This window comes from Streptomyces sp. NPDC006872 (assembly GCF_040635845.1).
Taxonomy (GTDB): Bacteria; Actinomycetota; Actinomycetes; order Streptomycetales; family Streptomycetaceae; genus Streptomyces.
Map to the genome: position 1 here is coordinate 42,366 of NZ_JBEYIL010000026.1, position 25,887 is coordinate 68,252.

At 69.9% G+C, this 25,887-nt stretch carries 17 protein-coding genes; 4 read left to right on the forward strand and 13 right to left on the reverse strand.

The features are described 5' to 3' along the window. Window positions 1-52: 52 nt before the first annotated feature. Both ABZ725_RS46760 and ABZ725_RS46765 read right to left on the reverse strand, forming a co-directional pair. Window positions 53-1,297 carry a helix-turn-helix domain-containing protein gene (locus tag ABZ725_RS46760; protein ID WP_358808468.1) on the reverse strand — a complete coding sequence of 415 codons (1,245 nt, stop codon included), beginning with the start codon at window positions 1,295-1,297 and terminating at the stop codon, window positions 53-55. Beyond that, window positions 1,294-1,788 carry a helix-turn-helix domain-containing protein gene (locus tag ABZ725_RS46765; protein ID WP_358808469.1) on the reverse strand — a complete coding sequence of 165 codons (495 nt, stop codon included), beginning with the start codon at window positions 1,786-1,788 and terminating at the stop codon, window positions 1,294-1,296. Before ABZ725_RS46765 ends, ABZ725_RS46760 begins: the two co-directional genes overlap by 4 nt. Before the next feature lie 108 nt (window positions 1,789-1,896). On the opposite strand from ABZ725_RS46765, the gene ABZ725_RS46770 reads away from it, so the two are divergent. Together ABZ725_RS46770 and ABZ725_RS46775 are read left to right on the forward strand one after the other, a co-directional pair. Then, complete coding sequence (locus ABZ725_RS46770) at window positions 1,897-2,682, forward strand: SDR family oxidoreductase (protein WP_358808470.1); 786 nt, start codon at window positions 1,897-1,899, stop codon at window positions 2,680-2,682. A 25-nt stretch (window positions 2,683-2,707) separates the two neighbouring features. Then, window positions 2,708-3,067: a nuclear transport factor 2 family protein gene (locus ABZ725_RS46775; protein ID WP_358808471.1), complete on the forward strand. Its 360-nt coding sequence runs from the start codon at window positions 2,708-2,710 to the stop codon at window positions 3,065-3,067. Window positions 3,068-3,081: 14 nt separating this feature from the next. On the opposite strand, the gene ABZ725_RS46780 is transcribed toward ABZ725_RS46775, so the two are convergent. Both ABZ725_RS46780 and ABZ725_RS46785 read right to left on the reverse strand, forming a co-directional pair. Next, entirely contained in the window at window positions 3,082-6,291 is a 3,210-nt protein-coding gene (locus ABZ725_RS46780; protein WP_358808472.1) for a glycoside hydrolase N-terminal domain-containing protein, read from the reverse strand. A 293-nt stretch (window positions 6,292-6,584) separates the two neighbouring features. Continuing rightward, window positions 6,585-8,120 carry a pentapeptide repeat-containing protein gene (locus ABZ725_RS46785; protein ID WP_358808473.1) on the reverse strand — a complete coding sequence of 512 codons (1,536 nt, stop codon included), beginning with the start codon at window positions 8,118-8,120 and terminating at the stop codon, window positions 6,585-6,587. 11 nt (window positions 8,121-8,131) lie between these two features. On the opposite strand from ABZ725_RS46785, the gene ABZ725_RS46790 reads away from it, so the two are divergent. Continuing rightward, window positions 8,132-8,311 (forward strand): hypothetical protein, encoded by a 180-nt coding sequence (locus ABZ725_RS46790; RefSeq protein ID WP_358808474.1) that lies wholly within the window; start codon window positions 8,132-8,134, stop codon window positions 8,309-8,311. 9 nt (window positions 8,312-8,320) lie between these two features. Here ABZ725_RS46790 and ABZ725_RS46795 read toward each other — a convergent pair whose 3' ends face one another. The 7 genes from ABZ725_RS46795 to ABZ725_RS46825 all read right to left on the reverse strand — a co-directional run bounded on the left by ABZ725_RS46795 (window position 8,321) and on the right by ABZ725_RS46825 (window position 16,581). Then, window positions 8,321-8,908, reverse strand: a complete 588-nt coding sequence (locus tag ABZ725_RS46795; RefSeq protein ID WP_358808475.1) for an IS630 family transposase — start codon at window positions 8,906-8,908, stop codon at window positions 8,321-8,323. 370 nt (window positions 8,909-9,278) lie between these two features. Beyond that, a complete protein-coding gene (locus ABZ725_RS46800) occupies window positions 9,279-10,088 on the reverse strand; it encodes a phytanoyl-CoA dioxygenase family protein (RefSeq protein WP_358808476.1) in 810 nt (269 codons plus the stop codon). 55 nt (window positions 10,089-10,143) lie between these two features. Then, window positions 10,144-11,301 carry an argininosuccinate synthase-related protein gene (locus ABZ725_RS46805; RefSeq protein ID WP_358808477.1) on the reverse strand — a complete coding sequence of 386 codons (1,158 nt, stop codon included), beginning with the start codon at window positions 11,299-11,301 and terminating at the stop codon, window positions 10,144-10,146. 52 nt (window positions 11,302-11,353) lie between these two features. After that, entirely contained in the window at window positions 11,354-12,595 is a 1,242-nt protein-coding gene (locus ABZ725_RS46810) for a hypothetical protein (RefSeq protein ID WP_358808478.1), read from the reverse strand. Next, window positions 12,595-14,385 (reverse strand): non-ribosomal peptide synthetase, encoded by a 1,791-nt coding sequence (locus ABZ725_RS46815; RefSeq protein ID WP_358808479.1) that lies wholly within the window; start codon window positions 14,383-14,385, stop codon window positions 12,595-12,597. Before ABZ725_RS46815 ends, ABZ725_RS46810 begins: the two co-directional genes overlap by 1 nt. A 73-nt stretch (window positions 14,386-14,458) precedes the next feature. Further along, on the reverse strand, window positions 14,459-15,775 hold the full coding sequence (locus ABZ725_RS46820; protein ID WP_358808480.1) for an MATE family efflux transporter: 1,317 nt from the start codon (window positions 15,773-15,775) through the stop codon (window positions 14,459-14,461). Window positions 15,776-15,822: 47 nt separating this feature from the next. Continuing rightward, window positions 15,823-16,581, reverse strand: coding sequence for an alpha/beta fold hydrolase (locus ABZ725_RS46825; RefSeq protein WP_358808481.1), 759 nt, complete (start codon window positions 16,579-16,581; stop codon window positions 15,823-15,825). Between the two features lie 143 nt (window positions 16,582-16,724). Here ABZ725_RS46825 and fabD point away from each other — a divergent pair, with 143 nt between their 5' ends. Beyond that, on the forward strand, window positions 16,725-17,678 hold the full coding sequence (gene fabD, locus ABZ725_RS46830) for an ACP S-malonyltransferase (RefSeq protein ID WP_358808482.1): 954 nt from the start codon (window positions 16,725-16,727) through the stop codon (window positions 17,676-17,678). Between the two features lie 74 nt (window positions 17,679-17,752). Here fabD and ABZ725_RS46835 read toward each other — a convergent pair whose 3' ends face one another. Both ABZ725_RS46835 and ABZ725_RS46840 read right to left on the reverse strand, forming a co-directional pair. Beyond that, complete coding sequence (locus ABZ725_RS46835; protein ID WP_358808483.1) at window positions 17,753-18,787, reverse strand: MupA/Atu3671 family FMN-dependent luciferase-like monooxygenase; 1,035 nt, start codon at window positions 18,785-18,787, stop codon at window positions 17,753-17,755. Further along, window positions 18,784-25,866 (reverse strand): amino acid adenylation domain-containing protein, encoded by a 7,083-nt coding sequence (locus ABZ725_RS46840; protein ID WP_358808484.1) that lies wholly within the window; start codon window positions 25,864-25,866, stop codon window positions 18,784-18,786. Before ABZ725_RS46840 ends, ABZ725_RS46835 begins: the two co-directional genes overlap by 4 nt. Window positions 25,867-25,887: the final 21 nt, after the last annotated feature.

Genomic DNA, 25,887 nt, shown 5'->3' on the forward strand with positions numbered 1-25,887 from the left:
ACAGGTCATCGGGTGGGGCACCCAACGATGGGTGCGTTGCGTTGTGATCGGATCACACGGCAGGACCGGCGCCGGCGAAGAGCTTGATCGCGATCAACAGCTCCTGGAGGTCGACGAGTCGGCGGAGACTGCACCCCGTGCGCTCCTCGACGCGGGCCAGCCGATGGTGCGCGGTGTTGATGTGGACCCCGAGTTCCCGGGCCGCGGCCTTCACATTGAGATCGTTGTCCGCAAAGCACTCCACGGTCCTGATCAGTTGGCCGCCGGCACCCGCGTCCTCGGTCACGAACTCCCGCATCCGGGCGGGGATGATACGTGCGACGGTCTCGTCCGCCCGCAGCGTCAGGTAGTCGAGGACGCGCAGCTCGGACAGGGAGACGACACCACCGCTCCGGGGCAGGGTGCCCATCAGCGTCACCGCTTCGTGGTAGGCCTTCCCGAGGTCGGCGACGGTGGTGTGGCGGGTGCTGATCCCGATCGCCAGCGGTACTCCCAGATCGGCAAGGGCTCGCCGGGCGGATCTGACCGGCTCCGTCGGCAGCTCTCCGGCAGTGTCACGGAGGGCACGAACGATCACGATCTCGTCCTGCCGCAGGACCGTCAGCAGCCTGTCCGGATCACCGACGGCCCGTCCCAGGAGTGCTGCGGCGGAGCGTAGTCCGTACTCGTCGGCGAGCGGAGCCACTGGTACGGCGGTCACCACGGCACACGGTGTGTCAGGGCTGAGCCCGGCCTTCGTCGCCGCGCTGAGGCGTGGGCCCGGAGCGGGCTCGCGGCCCGCCAGCAGGTCTTCGAGCAGGTCCCGGCGTACTCGGTCGCCTTCTGCGGCCAGCAGTTGCTCCGCCTCCAGATACGCCTGTGCGGCAACCGTGCTGGCCCGGTTGAAGAACTCCATGACCAGACCGGCCGCTTCGAGTGCGCTGTCACCTCTCCCCGGGCCGCATACAGCCCACTTGGCGATCGCCTCCCACACCGTGTGGTGGGCGATACGCACCGCGTGCATGAAATCGACCAGCGACACCCCCAGCCGAGCTCTGTGGGCAGCGTGCGGGCGGACGAACCCCACGTCCTCGTCACCGGCCGGCCGCGCTTCCGCCAGACTGAGGCCGAGCGCGTCGTTCCCCTTGCGCACATGGGTGACCACGTCGTCCAGCAACGCCTCATCGGTGATCGCCGCGTAGCCGGGGATCTCCGCCCGCATGGCCGCCAAGGATGCCTGGGCCAGCGAATGCCGCTGGACGGTGACCACTTCGGCGACGTCGGACAAGGTGGCGGCCTGCGCAGGGCGACCGGTCATGGCGTCGGCCGTGTCGCGTAGCGGTTGCGCATCGCGTCGCTGGCTGCGGGGCCTGCGGTGAAGACGTAGGCCCCGCTGTCGTCGAGTCGGCGGCCGGTCCTGGCGTCGACGACGACGGGCTCGACCTCCTCGCCGCTGCGCGCGTCGACGAGGATCATGCTGCGCTCGCTCGGTGTGAGGCGGGAGTTGCCCCACGCGGCCAGGGCGACGATCACCGGGCGCAGGGAGTGTCCGAGTTCGGTCAGGACGTACTCGTGCCGGACGGGGGCGGTCCGGTACTGCCGTCGCTCCAGCAGACCGTCCGCGACGAGGGTCTTCAGCCGGGTGGTGAGCATGCTGGAGGAGATGCCCAGGCTCTCCTGGAACTGGTCGAAGCGGGTGTAGCCGTCGAATGCATCGTGAAGGATCAGCAGCGTCCACCACTCGCCGACGTGTTCCACCGTCGTGGACAGCGGGCACTCCCGGTCCTCCAGCCTGATCCGGCTCGCCACGGCGACCACCCCTTCAGTTACTGCTAAAGTCGAAGTTACTGGCTTCTAGTTTAGCAGTAACGACGGGAGCGGCGCCTCGCATGCCCGCATCCAGAAACGGAACACGCCGTGACCACATCCATCAGCGAATCCCTCGCCGACCGGCGCGCTCTGGTGACCGGCGGCACCAAGGGCACCGGAGCCGCCATCGCCCGACGCCTCGTCCAGGCTGGTGCGAACGTGATCGTCACAGCCCGCAGCCGCCCGCACGACGTCGAGGAGAAGGCCTTTGTCGCCGCCGACCTGTCCACGGCCGAAGGCGCCGCCCGCGTGGCCGCCGAGGTGGACGCCCGTATGGGAGGCGTCGACATCCTGGTCAACACCCTCGGCGGTTCCGAGGCGCCGGCCGGTGGGTTCGCGGCGCTCGGCGAGGACGACTGGGCAAGGGAGCTGAACACGAATCTGCTGGCCGCCGTCCGCCTGGACCGCGCCCTGCTCCCGCACATGATCACCAAGGGCAAGGGTGCGATCGTGCACGTCACCTCGAAACAGCGCCGCATGCCACTGTGGAACGCAACCCTGGCCTACGCCGCCGCCAAAGCCGCGCTGACGACCTACAGCAAAGGCCTGGCCAACGAGGTAGCCCCCCACGGCGTCCGCGTCAACACCGTCTCCCCCGGCTTCGTTCAGACACCGTCCGCCGACGACCTCATCGCCCGGATCGCTCACGAAGCCGACATCACCCAGGAAGCGGCGCTGGGCCGGCTCATGGACTCGCTGGGAGGCATCCCGCTCGGCCGCCCCAACCGGCCCGAGGAAGTCGCCGAGCTCGTCGCCTTCCTCGTCTCCGACCGCGCCTCGGCCATCGTCGGCGCCGAACACGTCATCGACGGCGGCACCACCCCCACCGTCTGAACCCGCCACCACCATGAGGAGCGTCATGCACGACCACCAGCCCCGGACCATCACCCCGGACGCCCTGCCCGAGGTGATCACCCGCTACCTCCGGGCGCACCACGCCCACGACACCGCCGCCGCCGTCACGGCGTTCGCCGGCGACGCCACTGTGATCGACGACGGCAACACCTACCGGGGCACCGACGCGATCGAGCGGTGGCTGGGCCGGTCCGCCACCGAATTCACCTACACCGTCCACCTCACCGGCGCCCAGCAGACCGACACGGACCACTACATCGCCACGCACCACCTCGAAGGCGACTTCCCCGGCGGCGCCATCGATCTGCGCTACCAGTTCACGCTCCGCGACGACCTCATCGAACAACTCGTCATCCGACCCTGAGTCCGCTGCCGCCCTCAGGACTTGGCCGGCTTCACCTTCTTGTCGACGCCGTTCACCCGCACGGTGACACTCCCCCGGTTCCGTGCCCGGTCGGCCACGACTCTGTAGGACGTGACCTTCCCGTCCCGCCACTCGCAGTCGACCTCATAGCCGCCGCGGGCGCGGAGCCCGGTGAAGGAACCCTTGGCCTTCCAGCCGTCCGGCAGGGCGGGCAGCAGGTGGACGACCCCGTCGTGGCTCTGCAGGAGCATCTCCGCCACGGCGCCCGTCATACCGAAGTTGCCGTCCATCTGGAAGGGCGGGTGGTTGCCGAACAGGTTGGGCAGCGTGTTGTAGGCCAGCAGGCCGCGCAGCATGATCTGGGCGCGCTCCCCGTCGCCGAGGCGGGCGAAGAGGGCCGACCGCCAGGGCCAGGTCCACGAGCGACGGCTGTCGTCATGCACCGTCGCGGCCGTGAACGGAACACCCTCCTTCTCACCGCACCGCGCCTTGAGCGAGACGAGGGCCGCGGCTGCGAACTCGGCTGTCTCCGGGGTGATCTGGCGGCCCGGGTAGACCGCGAAGAGATGCGAGGTGTGGCGGTGGTAGTCGGTGGGGCTGTCCAAGTCCTCCTGCCACTCCTGCAGTTGACCCCAACTGCCGATCTTGTTCGGGGCGAGCCGCGCCTGCATGTCCGCGACCTTGGCCCGGTAGGCGGGGTCCGCCTTGAGCACCGACTCGCAGTCGAGGTAGTTCTGGAACAGGTCCCAGATGATCTGCTGGTCGTACATGACGCCGTCCTCGCGCGGCCCGTGCTCGGGGGACCAGCCGTTCGGCGAGACGAGGAGTCCGTCCTCGCGCTCCTTGAGCTGGTCCTCCCAGAACTCGCAGATCTCCTTGATCATCGGGTAGGCGATGGTCCGGAGATAGCCCAGGTCCTGGGTGAACGCCCAGTGCTCGTACAGGTGTTGGGCGTACCAGGCGCTCGCGACCGTGTTCCACTCCCACGAGTTGCCGCCGAAGACGCTCTGGCTGGTACGGGCGGTCCAGCCGCGCGTGTCCTGCCCGAACGCGTTGCGGGTCGCCACACGGCTGGGCACCGCCACCTGCTCGATGAACCTGACGAGTGCCTCATGACACTCCGGCAGGTTCGTCGTCTCGGCCCCCCAGTAGTTCATCTGGATGTTGATGTTGGTGTGGTAGTCGGAGGCCCACGCCGGCTGGTTGCTGTCGTTCCACAGGCCCTGGAGGTTGGCGGGCAGGCCGTTCGGGCGGGAGGAGCTGATCAGGAGGTAGCGGCCGTAGTCGAACATCGCCTGCTCGAGCGTCGGGTCCTCGCCGCCCGCCGCGTACCGTGCCAGCCGGGCGTCGGTCGGCAGCGCGACGACGTCTGCGGCGGAGGTGCCCCAGGCGACCGAGACCCGGTTCATGAGGGCGCGAACCTCGGCGGTGTGCTCGTCGCGCAGCTTGGCGTAGGGCCGGGCGACGGCCTTGGCGAGCGTCCTGGCGACGATCGGTTCCGGAGCGGCTCCGCGCCAACCGGCGGCGGCGTCGAGCTTGTAGTCGGTGCGGGCGTCGAGGAACAGGGTCAGGGTCGTGCAGCCGCTGAACCGCAGCACCGACCCGTCGGCGCGCAGGTCGCCGTCCGTGTGTACGGCCTTGACGGTGCAGGTGTGCTTGAGTCCGTTGCCCATGACACCGCTGAAGGCGATCCGCCCGGCCCGGGCGTCGACGGTCGTCGGGGCGTCGTCCTGTGCGGAGGTCAGCGATATCGCTCCGGAGAGTCCCCTGGCGCCGTCCGACGTGTATCGGAAGACCATGACGTCCGCGGACCGGCTGGCGAAGGCCTCGCGCAGGACGCGGCGTCCCGGCGCGCCGAAGCGGGTGACGTGGACGCCTTTCACGAAGTCCAGGCTGCGCTGGTAGTCGACGACCGCTCGCTGCGTGCGCGTGTCGAAGCCCGGGCCCTGCAGCGCGATCTCCGCGATCTGCACGCCGGTGGAGGACGCGCCGGGGGTCAGGGTGAGCCGGTAGGCGCGGTAGGCCGTGCTGTCGGCGATCGGGAAGGTCCGGGTCTCGCCGCGGTCGGCGAAGGACTTTCCGGGGTTCTGCGTGTCGAGGGTCGTCCAGGTACGCCCGTCCTGCGACGCCTCCAGCACCCATCGCCGGGGGTCGTCCCGCGGCCGGTCCGGTGCCGCCGTCAGCGCGTACGAGGTGACGACGACGGCGCGGGGCAGGTCGGCCTGCCAGACGACCGCCGGTGCGTCGGCGTCGACCCGCCACACGGTGGCCGGATCACGGTCCACCGAACACGAGATGTCCGTGGTCCTGGACTTGGAGCCGCCACCGGATCCCTTGGAGTGCCCGCTCGGCGACGACAGATACATCGAACCGCCCGCACCGAGGTCGACGCCGGACAGACCGATCTCGCTCACCTGGAAGTGGCTGACGCCCGCCTTGGGGACGAAGTCGAACCGGTAGAAGCGGTAGGCGGCGGGGGCGGCGCAGGTGAACTCCTTCGTCTGGAAACGGCTCTCGAAGGGCGCGGCCAGAGTGCGGCTGTCCAGCGTGGTCCAGGTGGCGCCGTCGGCGGAACCGGAGAGCGTCCACTGCTGCGGGTCGCGCTGTGGCACGTCGTTGGCGCTCGTCAGACGGTAGGAGGCGACCGCGACGGGTTCGGGGAGCTCGACCTGCCACTGCACCTTCGAACCGGGCCCGTCGATGCACCACTTGGTGCTCGATTCACCGTCGTACGTCTTCTCGACACCCTCCGACGAGGAGCTGCTGTACGGTCCGCCCGGGGCCGTGATCTTCGGGCTCGCGCGGGGAGCGAAGGCGACGACGACGTCACCGAAGTTCCGGTACGAGCCGAAGCCCGTCATGCCGGTGTCGAAATCGCTGTCCGGCTTGCCGGCGAGAGCGTTGTCGTAGTTGTTGACCCCGCCCCACAGGCTCTGTTCGTTGAACTGGATGCGCTCCTCGTAGGGATCGGCGAAGAGCATGGCGCCGAGTCTGCCGTTGCCGATCGGCAGGGCCTGGGACTGCCAGTCCGCCGCGGGGACGCGATACTTCAGCGCCTTGCGTGACAGAGTCGGCCACTGGACGGCCGTCGGCGCGTCGGTCCCTGCGGCAACGGCCTGTCCCGCGGGGATACCGCCGGTCAGCTGAGTGATCAAAGGTGCGAAGGCGAGGGCACCGCCGAACTTGAGGATGCTCCGTCGCTGCGGTTGAGAGTCATTGATCACAGTGAGATCTCCCGGCCTATTCATCGGCTCTTTCGCGGGGGCATGACCGCCACATCGACGTCCATCGAGGGCGCGATCATCTTCGCCGGAGAAGAGATCGGATGTCTAGAGGCGGGGCAATCGCTCTCGCCGAGCGAACGGAGCTCGCCCTGCGGCCGGACGCCTTTCCTCGCAGGGGTCCCGCCACACCCTGGCGAGGGCGATCTTCCACAGCAAGCGCGGGCATATCCGGCAGGCCTGCCGCGACGGCCAGGAGGACCAGTTGACCGAACTACCGGAGGGCCAGGGACGGGTCAGCGTTTGACACGGCCGCGCACCGCCAGTACGGCAAGGGTGAAGAGGACGGGTTCGGCCAGCCGGGAGGTCATCTCGGTGTAGGTGCCTGTGGTGGTGAGACCCTGTTCAGAAGAACGGAAGATCACCGAGTTGATCGCCACGCGCAGGGCTCTCTCGAACCGCTTGGCGGTGACGCGTTCGGTCCATGGGCCAGAGGGGTTCTGCGGGTCGGGGGTGTCGGTGGTGAAGGTGATCTTCTGCCCGACTGCCACCTGTTGGCCGGTGGTGATCTGCTTCGGGTCATCGGCGGGCAGTCCCCACAGCACCATCACCGCGATCGTGGCGGCCATGGCCACCCCTAGCCAGGCCAGCACGCGAATGGCGCGCAGCCCGTAACCCGACAGGGCCCAGTAGGCCGTCAGCAGTACCCGATCCCCCCAGGGCCGGTTGGCGTCGTGGCGGCGCATCTCACATTCGCCGTAATAGAAGTCGGCGGCATCCGGCTCGTTCTTGCCGTCTTCCAGGGACTTGCGCAGCTGCCGGTACAGAGCCGCCACCGCCGTCGGCTTCAGCTCGGCAACGTCTTGCGCCGGAGGCGTCCAGCCGCGGGCTCGAGTGGGGTGGCGAGCGGTGCGCACCCGCCAGTAATGCTCCTCTGCCAGTGTGTTGCGCTGGCTCCACCACAAGGGAAAGCGCCTCCTCCAGCCGGCGGGGACGGCGGCGAAGGTGCACCAGCCGTCCACCTTCAGCTGGTCGAGGTGGACAGCGCCGGCGAACCTGCACCTGCTCAGGTTGATGTCTTGCAGTGCCAGGTGCGCGGCGTCCACCCCGCCCACCGACACCAGGTGTACGTCGGGCTTCTGACTGGACAGCTCCGTCTCCAGCAACGGCTCATCCCAGCCGTAGTGTCGGAAAGGGTCCGGGCGGGCAGCAACTACCACCGGGTACTCGAAAATTGAGTCCCTCAGATCCAGTTCGGCATACCGCAGGTGCAGTGTGGCCGTCGATGTCCACTTGGTGCGCGCACAACTCACCTGTCGGGCGGCGATCTCCACCGTCACCGGCTGCTGGAATACCGCACCGTCCAGTACCACCTGTTTACCGCACACCAGCGGCCCCAAGCGCGACACCGTCTCGAAACGTGCCCCGTTGAACCCGGCGTCGCCGGAGAAGGTCGCCCCGCCGAACGAGGCGTCGCCGGAGAAGGTCGCCCCGCCGAACGACGCATCGCCAGTGAAGGTCGCCCGGTGGAACCGGGCCAGACCGGTGAAGGTCGCATCGTAGAACGAGGCATCGCCGGTGAAGGTGGCATCGCCGAACGCGGCCAGATCGGTGAAGGTCGTCCCGTCGAACCGGGCGGTGCCGGTGAAGGTCGCATCGGCAAACACGGCGATGCCGGTGAAGGTCGCATCGCCGAACTCGGCAGTACTCGAGAAGGTCGTCCTGCCGAACTCAGCCATGTCGGTAAAGGTCGCCTCGCGGAACGCGCCCGGGCCGGTGAAGGTCGTCTGGTAGAACTCGGCGGCACCGGAGAAGTGAACTCGCGGGGGCACCGGAACCGCGGATGGAAGAGATGACCGAACGCGATCTGACCCTGCTCGCGTTCACCGAGCTGTTCTGGGCGGAAATGCACGAAGTGCTCACCAAGCCGGGTGACCCGTTCGTCATCGACTACTCCGAGACCGAGAAGATCCTCGGTATGAGCGCCACTCCGGTGGACGAGGTGCTCCGGGAAGTGATCTAGAGCGGCTCGTCATGCGGCCTTGGCCGGGTATTCGGTCCACGAACGGATCGGCGAGGCGGGTGCGAAGTTCGTCTTCGGGCCGGCGCGGGCATTGCGCCGGCGGACGTAGGCGGCGATGGCAGCATTCTGCTCTTCACGGCCGCGGTGGTCGGTGCCGTTGAGCGCGAAGTGGCGCAAGGCCGCGAACTCGGCCTCGATCCAGTTCAGCCAGGAGCCATAGGTCGGCAGAAAGACCGGCTGGATGTCGTTGTCAGATGCCCAGGCACGCACCTTGGCGTGCTTGTGCGGGGAGAAGTTGTCCAGCACCAGGTACAGCTTCTCCCCGGGCCGGCGGGCGCGCAGTGCCTTGAGGAGGCCGAGGAACTCGCGCCACCGCTTGCGCGGCCGGATGCGGTAGTAGAGCTTGCCGGTGGCCAGGTCGAGAGCGGCGAGCATGTGCAGCACGCCGCCGTAGCGGTTGCAGGTGGCCCGCAGCCTGCGCGGACGCTTGACCGGCCCCCACGTCTTGCCCTTGCGCGGCATCAGGTTCAGCGGTCCGAACTCGTCGACGCATATCACCCGTCCGTCGGCGGGGGACGTCCGGGCGATCAGGCACATATGCTCACGCGCCTCGTCACTGATCGTCTTGGCGCGTCCCCCGTTCCATTGTGGGTTCAGGGCGTCGAATCCCCCACTCGTTGAAGGCGTGGATGACATCGCGGACGTAGTCCTCGCCGACCTGCATCAGCATCGTGATGTCTGTGACGGTCTCCATACTGACCGGCCGGACGAACACACTGGGTCGACATCCCACGTCCCCCTCCAAGAGCAGATGTTGAGGGCAGTCTGCTGCCCCACCGACCAGGAGGTCGATTACCTGGCCAAGGCCACGTGACAAGCCACTACCTCGAGGAGCACAACTGTGGAAGGGCGCCGGGACCGCTGAAGACCCGGGGGAAGGGTCCGGCGCTGTCTGGTTGCGTGGCAGTCAGGCCAGGGCGTTCTCCAGGCGCTGTACGGGCGTTGTGTCGGGGTCGACCAGGAACGCCGGGCGGGTCGAGTGCGTCGGCACATTGGTCACGGAGTTGTACGTGAGGACGAGCATGGCGCGGCGGTCGTCGGATGTGTTGTTCGTGGACGAGTGGATGATCGATGGGTGGAAGGCGGTCACGGTGCCCGCCGGGCCCAGTAGTTGTTCTGGCGGGAACGTGCCGGTCAACGCCTTCACCTCCTCCTCCGGGACGGTGTGGGTGAGCTTGGCGGAGACGTGGTCCCGCCAATCGCGACCGGCCTTCGCCCCGCTCCCGGCCGCCTCTACCAGACCGACCCTGTGCGAGCCCGTCAATACGGTGAGGGGGCCGTTCGCCTCGTGCACGTCGTCGATGTTGAGGGCGATGTTCACTGCGTCGCACGTCGGCATGCCGTCCTCGTGCGCCCAGAACGCGTAGTCCTGGTGCCAGGGCCACTCCTGGCCTTGTCGGGGGCTCTTTATGTTTACCTTGAACTGGTAGAGGTAGACGGGTCCGCCGATCAGCCCCTCCGCCAGGTCCAGCAGCGTGGGGTGCCGGACCAGTTCGGCGCAGACCTCGTCGTAGCGGTGGCAGCCGTGCAGGGCGCGGACCGTCCGTGTGCCCTCCTCGTACACCACTTCGGGGCGGACGGTCCCTGACAGGGCGCGCATGCTCTCGCGGACCTTGTCGAGAGCGTCCGGGCGCAGTGGGTCAGGCGCCACGAACCAGCCCTTGTCCGCGTAGGCGGAGCGAGCGGTCGCCAGGGTCTCGGCTGACATCGCCGGCATATCGCTTGACCTTCCTCTGTGGTCTTGGGGCCGTCGGTTCCTGCGGTTTCTCGCCTCAGGCATGAACTACGCCGGTCGAGTGTTGCTCCCAGTCCTCCCGGTTGCGCAGGTAGAGGGGGTGGTCCGCCAGGATCCCCGTGGTCTGCGCGGAGCCGGCGGTAAGCCGCCATCGCACCGCGCCGTCCACTTTTTCCGCGCACGTCTCGATGAACTTCTGGCAGGCCGCACGCAGTTCGCCGAACCAGCGGCCCTCCAGCGCCTCTCGGACCCACACCTGCTCGACGTGCATCTTCTCCCGGATGGTCTCAGCGTCCAGCACGGCCGTTTCCAGGTGACGGTAGGTGCGGAGCAGGAGGCACGCCGCAGGCATTTCCCGGATTTCCAGGACCTTTTCCCCGCCCGCGAGATGTTCCAGGCCGCTGTACCGGCCGATGCCGAAGGAGCCCACGCGCCGGTTCAGTTCGTCGATCAGCTCCGTCAGCGGGAGTGCCCTGCCGTCCACCGCCACCGGCACCCCGGCGCGGAGGCGGACCTCGACGACCTCCTCGGCCGTGTCGGCCGTCATGACGCTCCACCGGTACAGGTGATCGGGTACCGCGTGGTCCTCGGGGTCGTCGAGGATGCCGGACTCGAACTCGCGGCACCACAGGTTGGAGTCTCCGCTGACGATCCGGCCCGCCATCTCCTCCAGACCCGCCTGCTTCAGCTCCCAGATCTTCTGGTCCCGGCTGATCGGGTCGAGTTCGTACGGGCTGCCGTACACCCCGCTGAAGCCGAGGAGACCGATCGCGCCGTTGAGCCGACGCAAGGTGTTCTGCGAGCGGTTGGCGGTGTGCAGGACCGTGTGCGCCCCGATGTTCCGGGCGAGTTGCACAGCCAGGCGCGCGATGAGCGGACGGCTCAGCGAGGAACTGATCGGGTGGGTGTCCAGGTAGACGGCCTGGGCGGAGATCGCGGGTCGCACGAACTCGTGGACGAAGGTCTCCCGCGCGTCGATGATGTGCAGGTTGACGCCGAGCGAGTCTGCTATGCGCTGTTTCTCCGTGGTGGTTTCGTCGTCGCCCACATCCACACTCACCGCATGGATGTTGCGATATCCCGTTCGGGCCAGACGGTGGAGCAGATAGCTGCTGTCCAGCCCACCGCTGAACAGGGTGACGACAGGGCGTCCGCGTCCGAGGTCGTTCGTGTCGAGATCGCGGAATGAGCGCACCAAGCATGTCGTGTTCAATTCAGCCCTCGCAGTCTCGTATCCCTGATGGACATCACTCGTAGCCGACCTCGACCGCATCGCTCATCTTCTCGAGCAGTACGGCCAGTTCACCGTGCGAGGCTGCGGTGCCAAAGCACAGGTACACATGGCCGGACGTGCCCACATGCCAGTCGGTGGTGCTGCCGACGCCCTGTCCCGGCACGACGCGTGCGACGCCGGGCAGGGCACGCAGCCGTTCCAGGCCCCGGACCTCCGCCACCCGCCGGGCGCTCATCGGGGGCAGTCGGGCGTACTTGAAGGCGATCCGATCGAACGCGATGTCCCGGATCTCGTCCTGGGCTCCGCCGTCCCCGAGAGCGATCCGGGCCGCCAGGCGCACCGGGTCCAGGCCGCACGCCCGTGCGAGCAGTGGGCCGATCGGCCCGCCCAGGCGCCCGTTGACCTCGATGACCTGCGGGCCTGAGGGCGTGAGCTTCACCTCGGTGTGGCATAGCCCGGTGCGAATGTCCAGGGCCGTCAGTGCCCGGGTCACGGCGTCCAGGACCAGCCGCTCGTCCCTCTCGCTCAGGTCGGCCGGCAAGAAGGAGCCGGTCTCGCGGAACGGCGGCTCCAGCGGGAACTTCCCGGTGACCGCCAGATGGCAGAGTGCGCCGTCCAGGACGGCGGACTCGACAGAGATGTAGTCCGCCCAGGGCGCGGTGTCCGGCCGCCCCGGGAGTTCGCTCTCCAGGACGAAGGCGGCGTCCGGGCCTGCCGGCGCGCCGTCGGGGAACTCCGCGCGGCATGCGGCGCGCAGGTCCTCGGTGGAGCGGATCCGGTAGGTGTTGCGGCTCCCGGTCCCCACGTCGGGCTTGAACACGGCCGGGAGGCCGGTGTCGGCCAGCGCCTCCAGCGCGGACGCCTCCTCCGTCACCAGCCGGGAGGGCACTTCGGATGCGGCGCAAGCGTTGAGCACCGCGCGCTGTGCGGACTTGTGCAGCAGCGTGTGCACAAGCTCCGGCCGGTGGAAGGGCAGGTCGAGGGCCACAGCGAGGCCGGCGGTGGTCGCGAGCTGGTAGTCGTTGAAGGTGACGATGCCGTCGGGCCGCTCCTGCCGCACCTTCGCGGCGGCCTCGTCCGGGCCTAGTCCGCCGATGTCGCAGAGCCTGCCGAACTCGGCCATCTCTTCGCGGGGTTGCTCGCCCACCCCGGAGTCCGGACAGACGAAGACCGGCTCGGCAAGGCCCTCCAGTGCCACAGCGACGTCCACCACGCTCGCGGCACCCACGTCGTGGACGACAGCCAAGCGGCGCATCAGGACACCCCCGCGTTCGCGTCAGCTCGCTCCGCGTCGATCAGCGCCGCCAGGTCCCGGAGCACCGGATGGTCCAGCACCACCCGGAAGCCGAGCGAGATGCCCAGGTCCTTGGCGACACGCTGCCGGATGCGGAAGGCGAGCAGGGAGTTGCCGCCCGCGGCGAAGAAATCGTGCTCCGCGCCGATCGGTCCCTCCCCCAGCAGTTCCTCCCAGAGGCCGGCGAGGTATGTCTCCGTCTGTCCTGTCGGCCGGTCGTCCGCCGTCAGGTCACGGGTCTCCTCGTCGAGCAGCCGCCGCAGCGTGTCCACGTCCCGTTTGCCGTTCTCGTTGGCGGGAATGCCGGGCAGCAGCAGAAAGCGGCTGGGAACCATGAACTCCGGGAGCTCCTTCTCGGCGTACGCGATCAATTCCGCGACGCTCAGGGCCTCGTCGGCGGCCACGAACGCCACCAGCCGCAGATCCAGCCCCTCGCCGACGGCCAGGACGATCGCCTCCCGGGCCAACGGGTGCTGGGCGAGGACCTGTTCGACTTCGGCGGGCTCCACCCGGTAGCCGCGTATCTTCACCTGGTCGTCGGCCCGGCCCATGTACTCGAAGATCCCGTCGGCCCGCTGTCGGCCGAGGTCGCCCGTGGCGTACATGCGGCTGCCGTCACCGGCGAAGGGGTCGATAAGGAAACGCTGCGCCGTCAGCTCCGGCTGGCCGATGTAGCCGCGCGAGACTCCCCGGCCGCCGACATGGATCTCACCGACCTCACCGGCAGGAACAGGCCGGCGATCGGCATCCAGCACATACATCGAGAAACCGTCCAGGACTCGGCCTATGGGGACCGTGGTCTCCTCGGGTCCGACCGCGTCGATCCGGTGCGCCGAGCAGCCGGTCGTGGTCTCCGAGGGGCCGTACAGGTTCCACAGCGAGCCCGTGAAGCCGCTCGCCAGGACGTCCCGGCAGGCGGCGGCGGACATGACGCCACCGCCGACCTGGAGGACCCGCAGGCTGGAGAACGTCTCCGGGGTCTCGCGCGCCAGGTGGTTGAACGCCATCGTCGGCGCGATCATGACGCTGATGCGCCGGCGCTCGATCTCCCGCTGCACGTCCGACGTCAGCAGTTCGGTCATGGAAGGGAGGACGACGATCTCGGCGCCGTAGGCGAAGCTGCACCAGGTCTCGAAATGGAAGGCGTCGAAGGAGACGCTGGCGATCTGGCTGGTCCGGTCGGTCGGGAGCAGCTCCGGCATGGCGGAGTTGCGGGCGAACGCCAGCAGGTGACGGTGCTCCAGCACAAAGCTCTTGGGGACGCCGGTGGAGCCCGAGGTGAACAGGACACAGGCCGCGTCCTGGGGTACGGGCGGCGCGGGGATCCGGTCGACCGTGGGGGCGGCCTCGCTGCGCCACTCGACAACGTCGGTGTCCAGATGAGACAGACGTGCCGCCCAGCCCGGTTCGGTGACGACGGTCTTCGCGCCGCTGCGGCGGATCATCAGGTCCCGTCGGCTGTCCGGGTAACGGACGTCCACGGCGACGTAGACCGCGCCCGCCTTCAGGATGCCGAGGAGGGCGACAAAGACCTCGCAGGAGCGGGGGCGGTGCACCACCACGCGATCCTCCCGGCCTACGCCGCGCGTGCCGAGATGTGCCGCGAGGGCATCGGAACGCCGGTCCAACTCCTCGTAGGTGAACGTCTGTCGGTCGTCGCTGACGGCGTTCCGGCGAGGGTGGCGCGCGGCGGTCGCCCGGAAGAGCTCGACCAGCGTGCCAGGTGCGTGGTGGGGATCGGGCGTGCTCAACACTGACTCCTGACTCTGCGCAACAACACATGCGTGGGATAAGGGTGGGGAGGGCGATGGGCCCGGACCGGACTCAGGCGCTCGCCGGCACCTGCTCCGCCGCTCTCAGCGAGCCGCTGCGTGCGTAGAAGAAGTAGGCCTGACCGGCCACCAGCAGAAGGTTGGCGACGACCAGGGAGAACCACAGGGCGTGCAGGCCGCCCGCGTTGCCGACGGGGACGGCGGCCAGTGCGAGCACGCCGTAGCAGAGAGCGAAGGTGGCCAGACTGGGCACCGTGCGCTTGATACCGATCAGTCCGAAGCCGAAGACCGCCTGGATCGCGTCCGCGAGAACCGCGAGGAGGACCAGGGGCAGCAGGTCCAGTACCTGGTCGTGCAGGTCGGAGTCGTGGGTGAAGACCGAGATCATCGGGTCACGGGCCAGGGCCAACAGCGCGGCCAGCGCGGACACCGCGCAGACGGCGACCCCCACTCCGGCAAGTGCGCTGCGCCGGATCTCCAGTACGTCGCCGCTCTTCACGGGGTCGGCCATCAGGGGCACGGTCGCCTGACCGACGGCGACCGCGGCCGTGAACATGAGGTTCACCAGCGACAACGCGATGCTGTGCACGGCTGCGCTGTCGGTGCCGGCTCGGGCCGCGGAGAACGCGAGCACGCCCAGGACCGCGAACTTGATGAGCACGGTCGCCGCGAGGGGGATACCGACCCGGGCGATCCGCAGCACCTCGTGCGGCCTCGGCCGTCCGAGTCCCAGCGGCCGTCCCGCCAGCACGGTGTTACGGCGGAGCTGGAAGTGGGCGAGGGAGGCGTTGATCGTGCTGGAGGTGAGCATCGCGATGCCGGCGCCGGGCAGGCCCAGGCCGTCCCAGGAGCCGAAGCCGCCGACCAGCAGCAGCGAGAGCACCACCGCGGCCGCCGTGCCGGTCAGTCCGGAGCGCATCACGGCCTTGCCCTTGCCCAGGCCGACGAGCGCCGAGGTGGCGGTGGCCCCGATCGACATCATGACAACGGCGCAGGCCAGGATGTAGGGGAAGACGCCCAGTTCGTCGAGGGTGGTCTCCGGCACCCCGCCGATGCTGCCGATGACCGGAACCGCCCCGACCGCGACCGCACCCAGCAGGCCCACGAAGATGCCGAGCCACATGCCGTTGCGCAGGACCGGCAGCAGCGCGTCGACGTCGTCCTTGTGCGCCGAGACGAACGGCATCACACCGCGCATCGCCCCGGACACCGCCGCGGTGGCCGGGCTGAAAACGGCCAGCGTGACAGCGAAAGCCGCGAGCGAGCCCGTGGCATGCCGCCCGAGGACGGCCGTGTCCACCAGCGCCGCCGCCGACGACGCGATCATGGTGAGGTAAAGAGGAAGCGCGGCGCCGACTATACGCCACATTCTCCCTTTCTCCTCGGTCCCGTCCGAAGTGACAGACGCTTTCTCACTCACAGCTCTACACCTTTCATTTCCCGCACCGCCTGCGGCGCGCCCGGCATGGCGGAACACACATCCGCCACCAGATTTTCGGTAAAAATCTTGCTCTGCTCAAAAAGATAGAAATGTCCACCGGGCCAGGACCGAATGTTCACGGCGCTTCGGCTTCTCTCGCGCCACCCGCCGAGGAGCTCGACACCGGCCAGTGGATCAGCGGTTCCCGAATAGACAGATATCGGAGTGCGCAGCGGCGGCCCGTCGACGTGTTCATATGTGTCCACGGCGTACAGATCGCTCCGCAGCACTTCCACCATATAGTCGACGACATCCGGCATGGCGAGCATTTCTTCCGGGGTACCGCCCAGTTCCCGCAGGAACGCCAGGAGTCGCTCGCGCGACCACAGATCCCGCCGCTCCAGACGGCGTTGCGCAACCAGCTGGGGCGCGGGGCTGCCCGACACCCCCAGCCACACGGGTCCGACCTCGCTCCGCTCCAACTCTCTGACCAGCTCGTATGCGACCAGTGCGCCGAGACTGTGCCCGAAAACCGCGATCCGCCCGGTCCCCTGAGCGAGGACCGCGGGCGCCAGCCGGTCCACCAGTTCCGCGATGCTGCGGTCGGCGGGCGGCTCCGCCGAGCCGCCCCGACCAGGCAAATCCACGGCCAACGACCGCCACTTCACCGGAAGGTGGGGAATCAACGGTGAGAAACTGGCGGCCGAGCCTCCCGAATGGTGAATCAGGAAGCAGGTCACCTCCGGTTCCCGCACGATTGTCGGGCGTACACGCCCGGTCCGTAATTCTCTGAACATCAGGTGGCTTGGCATTGTCTCCGGTCCTCATGCTCGATATGGTGAGCCGCCACGGCGAAATCCGCGCTGAACCCAGCTGTCACGACACGTGCGAGGTGGCCATGGACAGGATTGCCTTTCTCTTTCCCGGACAGGGATCCCAGATACCCGGCATGGGTAAGGACTTCGCGGAGGAACACGCGGACCGGGTGGGAAAGTACTACACTGTCGCGGACGAGATACTCGGATTTCCACTGAGCCGGGTGTGCTTCACCGGCGGCGAGGAGGATCTGCGGGACACCTCGATCACACAGCCCGGAGTCTTCCTCACCAGTGTGGTGGCCTCCGCCGTCCTGCGGGACCTCGGTGTGCGGCCCGCCGTGGTGGCCGGGCACAGCCTCGGCGAATACACGGCGCTGGTTCACGCAGGGGTCCTCGCCTGGGAGGACGCCCTGCGCCTGGTCCGCCTCCGCGGCGAGCTGATGGCGGCGGTCAACCGGCGTACACCTGGACGCATGGCGGCGGTCCTGGGGCTCACGCCGGAGCGGGTCGATGAGCTGTGCGCCGAGACCTCCTCCGCGTCCGGCGAGGTGGTGGCCGTGGCCAACTACAACTCGCCCACACAGACGGTGGTTTCGGGCAGCGTGGCCGGGGTGGAGACGTTCACCGCGGCCGCCCTCGCGCAGGGGGCCCGGCATGTGACACCACTGAAGGTGGGGGCCCCGTTCCACTCGCCGCTGATGAAGGAGATCGAGGAGGAGTTCGGCGCGCACCTGGACGCGACGCCGTTCGCCACTCCCGCCCTGCCCGTCGTCGCCAACAGCAGTGCCGGGTACGTCCACAGCGGCGACGAGGCACGGGAGCTGCTGAAGCGTCAGCTGTCCTCGCCCGTGCTGTGGCAGCAGACGCTGGAGCTGCTGGTGAAGGAGGATGTGGCGGCGTTCGTCGAGGTCGGACCGGGCCGGGTGCTGACGAACATCTGCCGCGGCGCCGCCCCGAAGGTGCCGGCCATGACCGTCGGCACGGTACGGCAGGCCGAGCAGGTGCTCGAACGGCTCACCGGTCGGCAACCGTAAGGTCCAGGCCGTGGGCGGCCCGAACCGCGCCGCCCACTCGGGCCGACCGGCCATTCTGTCGGCACGCCTCATGGTCACAGTTCCTCGCACCTTTCCTTCAGCACGGCGAGATGCCGCAGCGCGGCCAGCACTTCGTCCGCGCCCACCCCGAAGTCGATCAGACAGGCGACCTCGTCGATGCCGAGTTCGGCCAGTGACTCGACGAGCGGAAGACAGCCGTCGACGGAGCCGATGAGGCAGCGTGTCCGCGCGTACTCCTCATAGGCGTGTTCCAGCAGCTCCCGCATCGCGGTCTCCGACGGCTGACCGCCGCCGGCCGACTGGGGCGACTTGAGACCGAAGAGGTTCATGGAGGAGCGCATGTACGCCGTCATGGGCGCCCGCGCGGTCTCCAGCGCGGCTCGCGCGTCGTCCGTCACAAAGGTGTGGAGCATGATGGCCACCCGCTCCAGCTCGATGCCGTGGCCCGCCTCCTCCAGCGCCTCGCTGTAGTCCCCGAGATTGTCCTCCAACTGGTCCCAGGACTGGCCGAGCAGGTGGGTGAGCACTCCACAGCCGAGTTCGCCGGCGAGGGCGAAGGTCTGGGCCGATCCCGCCGCCGTGACCCACAGCGGGATGTCGTCCTGGCGCGGGCGCGGATACGTTCGCACGCCGTGCTCCTTGGCGTCGGGGCCGAGCCTGGACATCGCCTCACCGGCCCACAGGGCGCGCAGGGTGTGAACCCCGTCGCGCACCAGTTCCTTGTTCTTCTCGAAGTTGCCCGGGGCCAGGACGAAGTCCTGCGGGTTCCAGCCCGAGGCGAGGGCGAGCCCCGACCGCCCACCGGAGATCTGATCGACGACGGCCCACTCTTCGGCGACGCGCAGCGGGTCGTGCAGGGGCAGCACCACGCTCCCCGCCCGGACTCCGACCTGTGAGGTGACGGCCGCGACCGCCGCCGAAGTCACCGAGGGGTTGGGGAACGGCGCGCCGAAGTCGTGGAAATGGCGTTCCGGCGTCCACACCGCGGAGAACCCCTCGCCGTCGGCGAAACGCGCCGCCTCCAGCAGGAGTCGGTACTGCTCCTGCGTGTCCTGCCCGTTGGCGAAGAAGAAAAGGCCGAATCTCATAGCTCCTGCCCGGCGTCGGCCGAGGCCATGAGGTCCTCGGGAGTGATGTCCGCCTCGAACACGAGGGCGTACAGGGTGGTGCGGTACAGGGCCGTCAGGCGGGCGTCCTGCCGTTCGGTGACGCCGGCGCCGTATTTGAGCAGCGCCCGGAAGGAAGCGGGGCCGTCGGCGACCGTGAAGTGCACGCGCTGTCGGGGGGCCAGCGGGTCGGGGCCCACCGCCCGCAGCCGTTGCCCGCCCAGGCGCAGTTCTCCCCCTTCGTTACGCGCGTAGTTGAACACCACGGGCAGGTCGTGGAAGGCATCGAGCCGTCCGTCGGCCACCGCGAGGTCTGCGTAGGGCACGGTGCGGACGGTGTCCACCTGGTGGAAGACGGTGCGCACGGCCTCCACGGCCCGGTGCAGCGGCCGGTCCCGCTCCAGCCGGAACGGCAGGGGTACGACGTTGGCGAAGGCGCCCACGGTCCCGTCCAGGTCCGGGTTGACGCGCCCGTCGAGGGCGATCGCGCAGACGGACTCGTCCGCCCCCCTCGACCACACCAGCGCGATGCAGAACACGGTGAGGTGCAGTTGGAACGGCGTGACGCGGTACTCCCGGCAACGGGTGCGCAGGTACTGCTGAATCCGCTCCCCCGGCGCCCAGGAGGCGCTTCCGGCGACGACACCGGCAGTTGCCGGGCCCAGTACGTCCAGGTCCCCCGGCGCGTCGGGCAGGAGCGAACGCCACACCTCGGCGGCTCGCCTCGCGCGCTCGCCGCCGACGAGGGCGTGGCGCCAGGTCACGTACCGCAGGAAGCCGTCGTCGGGCGCCGGTGGGACAGGCCGGCCGTCATGGGCGTCGGCGAGGGAGCGGCACAGGGTGTTCAGGCCGCGTCCGTCGAGCGCGGCGAGGTGCACGGTCAGGGACAGCAGGGAGGTGCCGCCGGGCGCGTGGGCCAGCGCGAGGCGTATGAGGGGTTCGCGGCTGGGGTCGATGGGCACGCGCTGGGCCTCGTCGTACAGCCAGGCGGCTGCGGTGACCGGGTCCTTGCCCGCGGGCAACTCGTGTACGGCGACGACCTGTCGGCCGGGCTCCCGCGCGCCGCGGTCCGGATACGGCGGGTCGACGGCCCGGTGCCGGGCGATGACCGCGGCCACGGCGGCCCGCAGGCGCTCTGGATCCAGACGCTGTCCGGTGTCGAAGACGAAGGTCTTCTGCCGGGCAGCCGACGGGCTGCCGTCGATGAGCCGGCCGAGTCCCGGCAGAAGCAGAGACTCAGCGACTTGGGGCAGTTCCTCGCCCGGCTCGCCGGCAGGGGTGCCGGCGGAGACGGCGGCGGCGATGCGGGTGGCGGTTCCGGCGTCGTAGAACTCGTCGGCCGAGAGCCGTACGCCGAACTCCTCGCGGACCGCGTGGATGACGCGGGTGGCGAGCAGCGAGTGGCCGCCGGCGTCGAAGAAGTCCTCGTTCGGTGCGAGCCGTGGCTGGTCCAGCACTCGGCGGCAGATGGCGAGCACGCCCTGCAGAACGCCGCCGTCCGTCCCGTCCATGTCGGCTTCCGGTGCCGGGGCGCCGCCGGGTGCGGGCAGCCGCGCCGTGTCTATCTTGCCGTTGACGTTGACCGGGAGCCGGTCGAGGACGGTGAACGACGACGGCACCATCGCGGCGGGCAACTCGGTCCGCAGCCGGTGGCGCGTGCGCCCGGTGACACCGGCGTCGGCCGACGTCACGAGGTAGGCGTCGATGCGCTGGTCGCCTTCCTGGCCGCGCACCACCAAAGTGACGTCGCGGATGTCGGGGTCCTTGCGGATCGCCGTCTCCACCTCGCCGAGTTCCACCCGGAATCCACGGATCTTGACCTGCTTGTCGCCGCGGCCGAGGAACCGCACATCGCCGGAGGGCAGCAGTCGGGCCCGGTCTCCGCTGCGGTAGCCCCGGCCCTCGCCGGGGACGGCGTGGTCGGCGCAATGGTCCAGGAAGCGCTCTGCTGTCAGTTCCGGCTGCCCGAGGTAGCCGGTGGCCACGCAGACACCGCCGATGACCAGTTCGCCGACTGCGCCGCGTGCCGCGGCCTGCCCGTCGGCGTCCAGGACGGCCAGGGTGACGTTCTGGATGGGCCGGCCGATCGGGGCGTGCCGGGGCCACGTGTGCGGCGGCCCCGTGAAGCGGTAGGAGGTGACGACGTGGGTCTCGGCGGGGCCGTAGTTGTTGATGAGCCGACAGTCCGGCAGGGCCTCGAAGAGAGCGACCATGGACTCGCTCAGCCGCAACTGCTCGCCGGTCGAGGCGATCTCCCGCAGGGAGGCGAAAGGAGAGGCGTCGGAGGCGAAGCGGGCGGCGAGTGCGTGCAGCAGGGACACCGGCAGGATGGCCTTCTGCACCTGTTGGTCATGGACGAAGCCCGCCAGCATGTCGTGGTCGTGCTTGGTCTCCTCGTCGGCGATGTGCAGGGAGCCACCGGAGCACAGGGCGCCGAACATCTCGTGGAACGCGGCGTCGAAGCCGAAGGAGGCGAGCTGGAGCCACCGGCGGGCGGCGGTGTGGCCCTCGGTCTCCCAGTGGATGAGGTTGGTCAGCGCGTGGTGGGGGAACTGGATGCCCTTGGGTCGTCCTGTCGTACCGCTGGTGTAGGTCAGGTAGGCGCCGATGGAGGGGGCCACGTCGTCTCCGGCGGCGCTACGACCGGTGCCCCGTACGTCGGTGAGGTCCGGAAGTTCCAGCGGTGTCGCGGCCGCCGCGAACGCTGCGTCGGCGCTGCGGGCACAGAGCACGAGGCGGGCTCCGGAGTCCTCCGCCATCACGGCCAGCCGCTGCCGCGGGTGGGTGAGGTCGAAGGGCACCGGGGTCGCCCCGGCGCGCAGCACTCCCAGGACCGCCGCCACGACGGGTACGCCGCGTGCCATGGCGACGCCCACACTCTCACCGGGGAGTACGCCGCGTTCTGTGATCAGTTCGGCCACGCCGACGGAGATCCGGTCGAGTACGCCGTACGACAGGGAGGTACGGCCGTCGGTGACGGCGAGGCGGTCGGGGTGCTCGGCGGCCAGGTCGGCGAAGACGGCGTGCACCGGGCGCGGCGGCACCGGCACGGTCGGGCCGGTCAGCGCCGCGGCGGTGCGCGCGGCCGCGGCGGGCGGTTCGGTGGGGATCTCCCGCATCGGGCGGTCCGGGGAGCGGGTGAGGGTGTCGAGCAGGAAGGCGAAGGAATCCTGCCAGTCGGCGACGGTCCGGCGGCCGAAGCTGTCGGTGTCATAGAGGAAGCGACCCGAGATGGCCCCGTCCCGGGCGAACCACCAGTCGAGCGACACCTCGTAGGGGCTGGTGTGCCGGTCGAAGGGCAGCGGGCGGCGTTCCAGACCGGCTGGGGGTTCGGCGCCGCCGGCGTCCAGGCTGAGCATGTTGAACAGCACCTGGAACAGCCCGGCGCCCTGCGGGCCACCGCCACGGCCGAGATGCCGGGTGATCACCTCGACGGGCAGGTCCTGGTGGTCCAGGCCGGCCGTGACCCGTTCGGCGAGCCTGCCGACCAGCGAGCGGAAGTCCGTGGCATCGCCGGTCCTGGCACGGATGGGGAGGGTGTTGACGAAGTTGCCGATCAGGTCGCGGGTCTCCGGCCGGTGCCGGCCGGAGACCGGCACTCCGACGACCAGGTCCGGCCGTCCGCCGAGCCGCGTCAACAGCACCGTGAAGGCGGCGAACACCACCACGAACGGGGTGGTGTCGAGCTGTTCGGCCAGCTCCCTGACCTGCCGGGACAGCCTGGCGGGGAGAGTGAAGTCGAGCAGATCCCCACGGTAGCTGCGGGCGATGCCGGACGGGCGGTCGCCGGGCAGTTGGAGGGGTTCCGGGAGGTCGGCCAACTCCTCAAGCCAGAAACGCAGTTGGCGGTCGGCGTCCGCGGAGGCGAGCCAGTCGGCGGTGAACCGGGCGTGGGTGGCCAGCAGCCCGTCGATCGCGGGCAGGGTGACCGGCGCGCCGGTGGTACGCCCGGTGTAGCAGGCGTACAGGTCGCGCAGCAGGACTCCGGTGGAGTGAGCGTCCGCACAGATGTGGTGCACGGAAAGGGCCAGAACGTGGCGGTCGGCGCCGAGCCTGAAGAGACGGGCGGCGAGGACCGGGGCCTGGTCCAACGACAGCTTACGGTCGAGGAGTTCGGCGAGGGCGGCCCGCAGCGCAGACTCGTCCGCGACGGCCTCGACGGGCAACTCCGCAAGGGCCGTGGGCAGGATCTTCTGGGTCGCGCCGTCCACGGTGGTGCGGAACACCGCACGCAGGCTCTCGTGCCGGGCGACGACGTCGGCGAGCGCCGCGTGCAGCGCCGCCACGTCCAGCGGGCCCCTCAGGTCGGCGAGGACCGGCACGTTGTAGGCCTCTCCCGCCCCGTCGATCTCGTCCAGGAACAGGAACCGCTCCTGCTGGGGGGTCAGCGGCAGCACGCCGCCGGGGAGCGGAGCGGCGGCCCGCTGCTCCGGCAGTCGCTCCGTCTCCGCGGCCAGGCGGGCCAGGTTCTTCGGTGTGGGCGCGCGCAGGAAGGTGCCGAGAGGGATGTTCGCGCGCAGCCGCGAGCGGGCCATGGAGACGACCCGGGTGGCCAGCAGGGAATCGCCGCCGAGGGCGAACAGGTCGTCCGCGGGGTCGACTTCGTCGAGTCCCAGGCACCGGGTGAAGATGTCGACGGCCTGCCGCAGCGCGGTGTCGCCGTCCGGTTCCGCATCCCGGTCGGGCCGCGCAGCGTCGGCCGTCTCCCGTGCCGGGTGGGGCTCCAGCCAGTGGCGCCGCCGGTCGAAGGGGTAGGCGGGCAGGTCGACGATCCGGCCCCCGTCGGCGTCCGCGATGCCCCTGTGGTCTTCCAGCAGTCCCAGGGCCCAGGCTCGGCCGAGGCGCGCGAGCAGCGCGGGGTGGCCGCCGCGCGCGGTGCACGAGCCGTCGACGGCGACGGCCGTTGCGAAGAAGTCGGGTACGGCCGTCGCCGGCAGGGCCCGTGCCGCGCCGAGCAGCACCAGAGCGCGCACGCGGGGCGGCAGGGTGCGGCGGCCCGGTACGACAGCGCCCTCGCCGAGGATCCGGTCGAGGTCGGGAAGGTGTCCGGCCGGCCAGAGTTCGGTGCCGTCCTCGTCGTAGCAGGGGATGTCCGCCGGGCGCGGTGTGACCCGGCGCAGGCTTTCTGCGAGCGGGACGCCGTGGGCGAGGTGCGCGAGTGCGACGGCGAGGTCGTGCTCGGTCAGGGCGCCCGCGAGGACTGCGGCGGCGGGCCGCGCGGTCCGGTCCGTCACGAGGGCGCGCGCCGCCGTGCCCCGGTGCTCGGCCCATACGGCCGCCTCGCCCAGGCACAGCACGGCGGCCACCAACTCCTCGGGTCCCTGTGCGGCGAGGACCTCGAGGGCCTGCCGGAGGCCGGTCCCCCGGGCGGCGGCCCACGGCCCGGCCAGCCGCTCGGCCGTGCGGCGGAAGGCCGGGTGGGCGTCGAGGACCTCGCGCAGCGCCTGCGCGTCCGGCGCGGCGTGCCGCAGCACGAACGCGCACGTCGCCGGGTTCGCTGGCGCCGGGTCCGAGTCGAGTACGACGGGTTCGGCGCCGGGGGTCGTGAGAAGGGCGCGGCGGTGCGTCAGAACGGTGTGCGCTCGCGTGAGGGTGTACGCCATGTCGCGGGCACCGTCGGGAGTCTCGTCCGCGAGCCGCTCCCGCAGGGCGGTCTCCCAGGCATCCAGGGCCGGGCGGGAGGCGGCCGAGAAGGGCAGCAGCCGTGCGGGCTGCGTCGGCGCGACCCGCACGGCCGGCGGGGCGGGCGGTTCCTCGACGAGGAGGTGGACGTTGGTCCCGCCCACGCCGAACGAACTGACGCCGGCGAGCAGGGGGCGCGGGCCGTCCCACTTCTGATGTTCGGTGGTCACGCGGAACGGCGAGGAGGCGAAGTCGATGTGCGGGCTGGTCTCCTCGCACCCGAGCGTCGCGGGCAGCTCACCGTGGCGCAGGGCGAGCACCACCTTGATCAGTCCGGCGATGCCCGAGGCGGAGTCGGTATGGCCGATGTTGGACTTCACCGACCCGATCCCGCAGAAGCCCCGCGCGGCGGTGGTGTCCCGGAAGGCCTCGGTGAGGGCGTTCACCTCGATGGGGTCGCCCAGGGCGGTGGCGGTGCCGTGCGCCTCCACGTACGACACCTGGTCCGCCGTCACGCCCGCCAGCTGATGCACCGAGGCTATGAGCTCGGCCTGGCCCTGGGCGCTGGGCGCGGTGTAGCTGCTCTTGCGTGCTCCGTCGTTGTTGATGTCACCGGCCCGGATGACCGCCAGCACCCGGTCCCCGTCCGCCAGGGCGTCCTCCAGCCGCCGCAGCACCACCACACCGACGCCGCTGGCGAACACCGTGCCCGTCGCTCGGGCGGAGAAGGGTCGGCAGCGGCCGTCCGGGGAGCCGATGCCGCCTTCCACGTACGGGTAACCGAGGTCGGTGGGCTTGATCGCGGCAGCGCCCGCCACCGCCGCGTCCGTCTCGAAGTCCAGCAGGGCACGGCAGGCGTGGTGCACCGCGGCCAGGCCGGAGGAGCATGCGCAGTCGACGGCCGTGCTCGGGCCGGTCAGGCCCAGCCGGTAGGAGATGCCGGTGGCGGTGAATCCGCGGTCGTTGCCCATCAGGACGCGGTGCCAGCCGAGACTCGCCACGACCTCGGGGTGGCTCATCACATGGTGCAGCAGGTAGTCGGAGTGGTTCATGCCGAGGAACACCCCGATGCCGCCCGGGAAGGAGCCGGGGTCCAGGGCCGCGTCCTGGAGTGCGTGGACGGTGGTTTCCAAGAGGAAGCGCTGCTGGGGGTCGGTCGCCGCGGCCTCGGCGGGGGTCATCCCGAAGTAGTCCGCGTCGAAGAGGGACGGGTCCGCGAAAGGCTTGCGGACGGCGACGTGCAACGGGTGGTCACCGGCCTGCGTCGGCAGGCCCGCGCGTCTCAGTTCCTCCGTCGGCACGGCTTCGTGCGGTTCTGCACCGTTGCGCAGCAGCTCCCAGAACGCCTGGGGCGAGTCGGCCCCGGGGAAACGGCAGGCCATGCCGATGATGGCGACGGCCGGGGCATCGGTGTCGTGGTCGGGAAGGTCGGCAGTCAAGGCTCCTGCTCCGGGGTCGAG

Bases quoted from the DNA above. Each gene is read 5' to 3' on its own strand.
- ABZ725_RS46760 (WP_358808468.1), bottom strand. From the start codon at position 1,297: ATGACCGGTCGCCCTGCGCAGGCCGCCACCTTGTCCGACGTCGCCGAA.
- ABZ725_RS46775 (WP_358808471.1), top strand. From the start codon at position 2,708: ATGCACGACCACCAGCCCCGGACCATCACCCCGGACGCCCTGCCCGAG.
- ABZ725_RS46790 (WP_358808474.1), top strand. From the start codon at position 8,132: ATGGAAGAGATGACCGAACGCGATCTGACCCTGCTCGCGTTCACCGAG.
- ABZ725_RS46795 (WP_358808475.1), bottom strand. From the start codon at position 8,908: ATGTGCCTGATCGCCCGGACGTCCCCCGCCGACGGACGGGTGATATGC.
- ABZ725_RS46800 (WP_358808476.1), bottom strand. From the start codon at position 10,088: ATGCCGGCGATGTCAGCCGAGACCCTGGCGACCGCTCGCTCCGCCTAC.
- ABZ725_RS46810 (WP_358808478.1), bottom strand. From the start codon at position 12,595: ATGCGCCGCTTGGCTGTCGTCCACGACGTGGGTGCCGCGAGCGTGGTG.
- ABZ725_RS46820 (WP_358808480.1), bottom strand. From the start codon at position 15,775: ATGTGGCGTATAGTCGGCGCCGCGCTTCCTCTTTACCTCACCATGATC.
- fabD (WP_358808482.1), top strand. From the start codon at position 16,725: ATGGACAGGATTGCCTTTCTCTTTCCCGGACAGGGATCCCAGATACCC.
- ABZ725_RS46835 (WP_358808483.1), bottom strand. From the start codon at position 18,787: ATGAGATTCGGCCTTTTCTTCTTCGCCAACGGGCAGGACACGCAGGAG.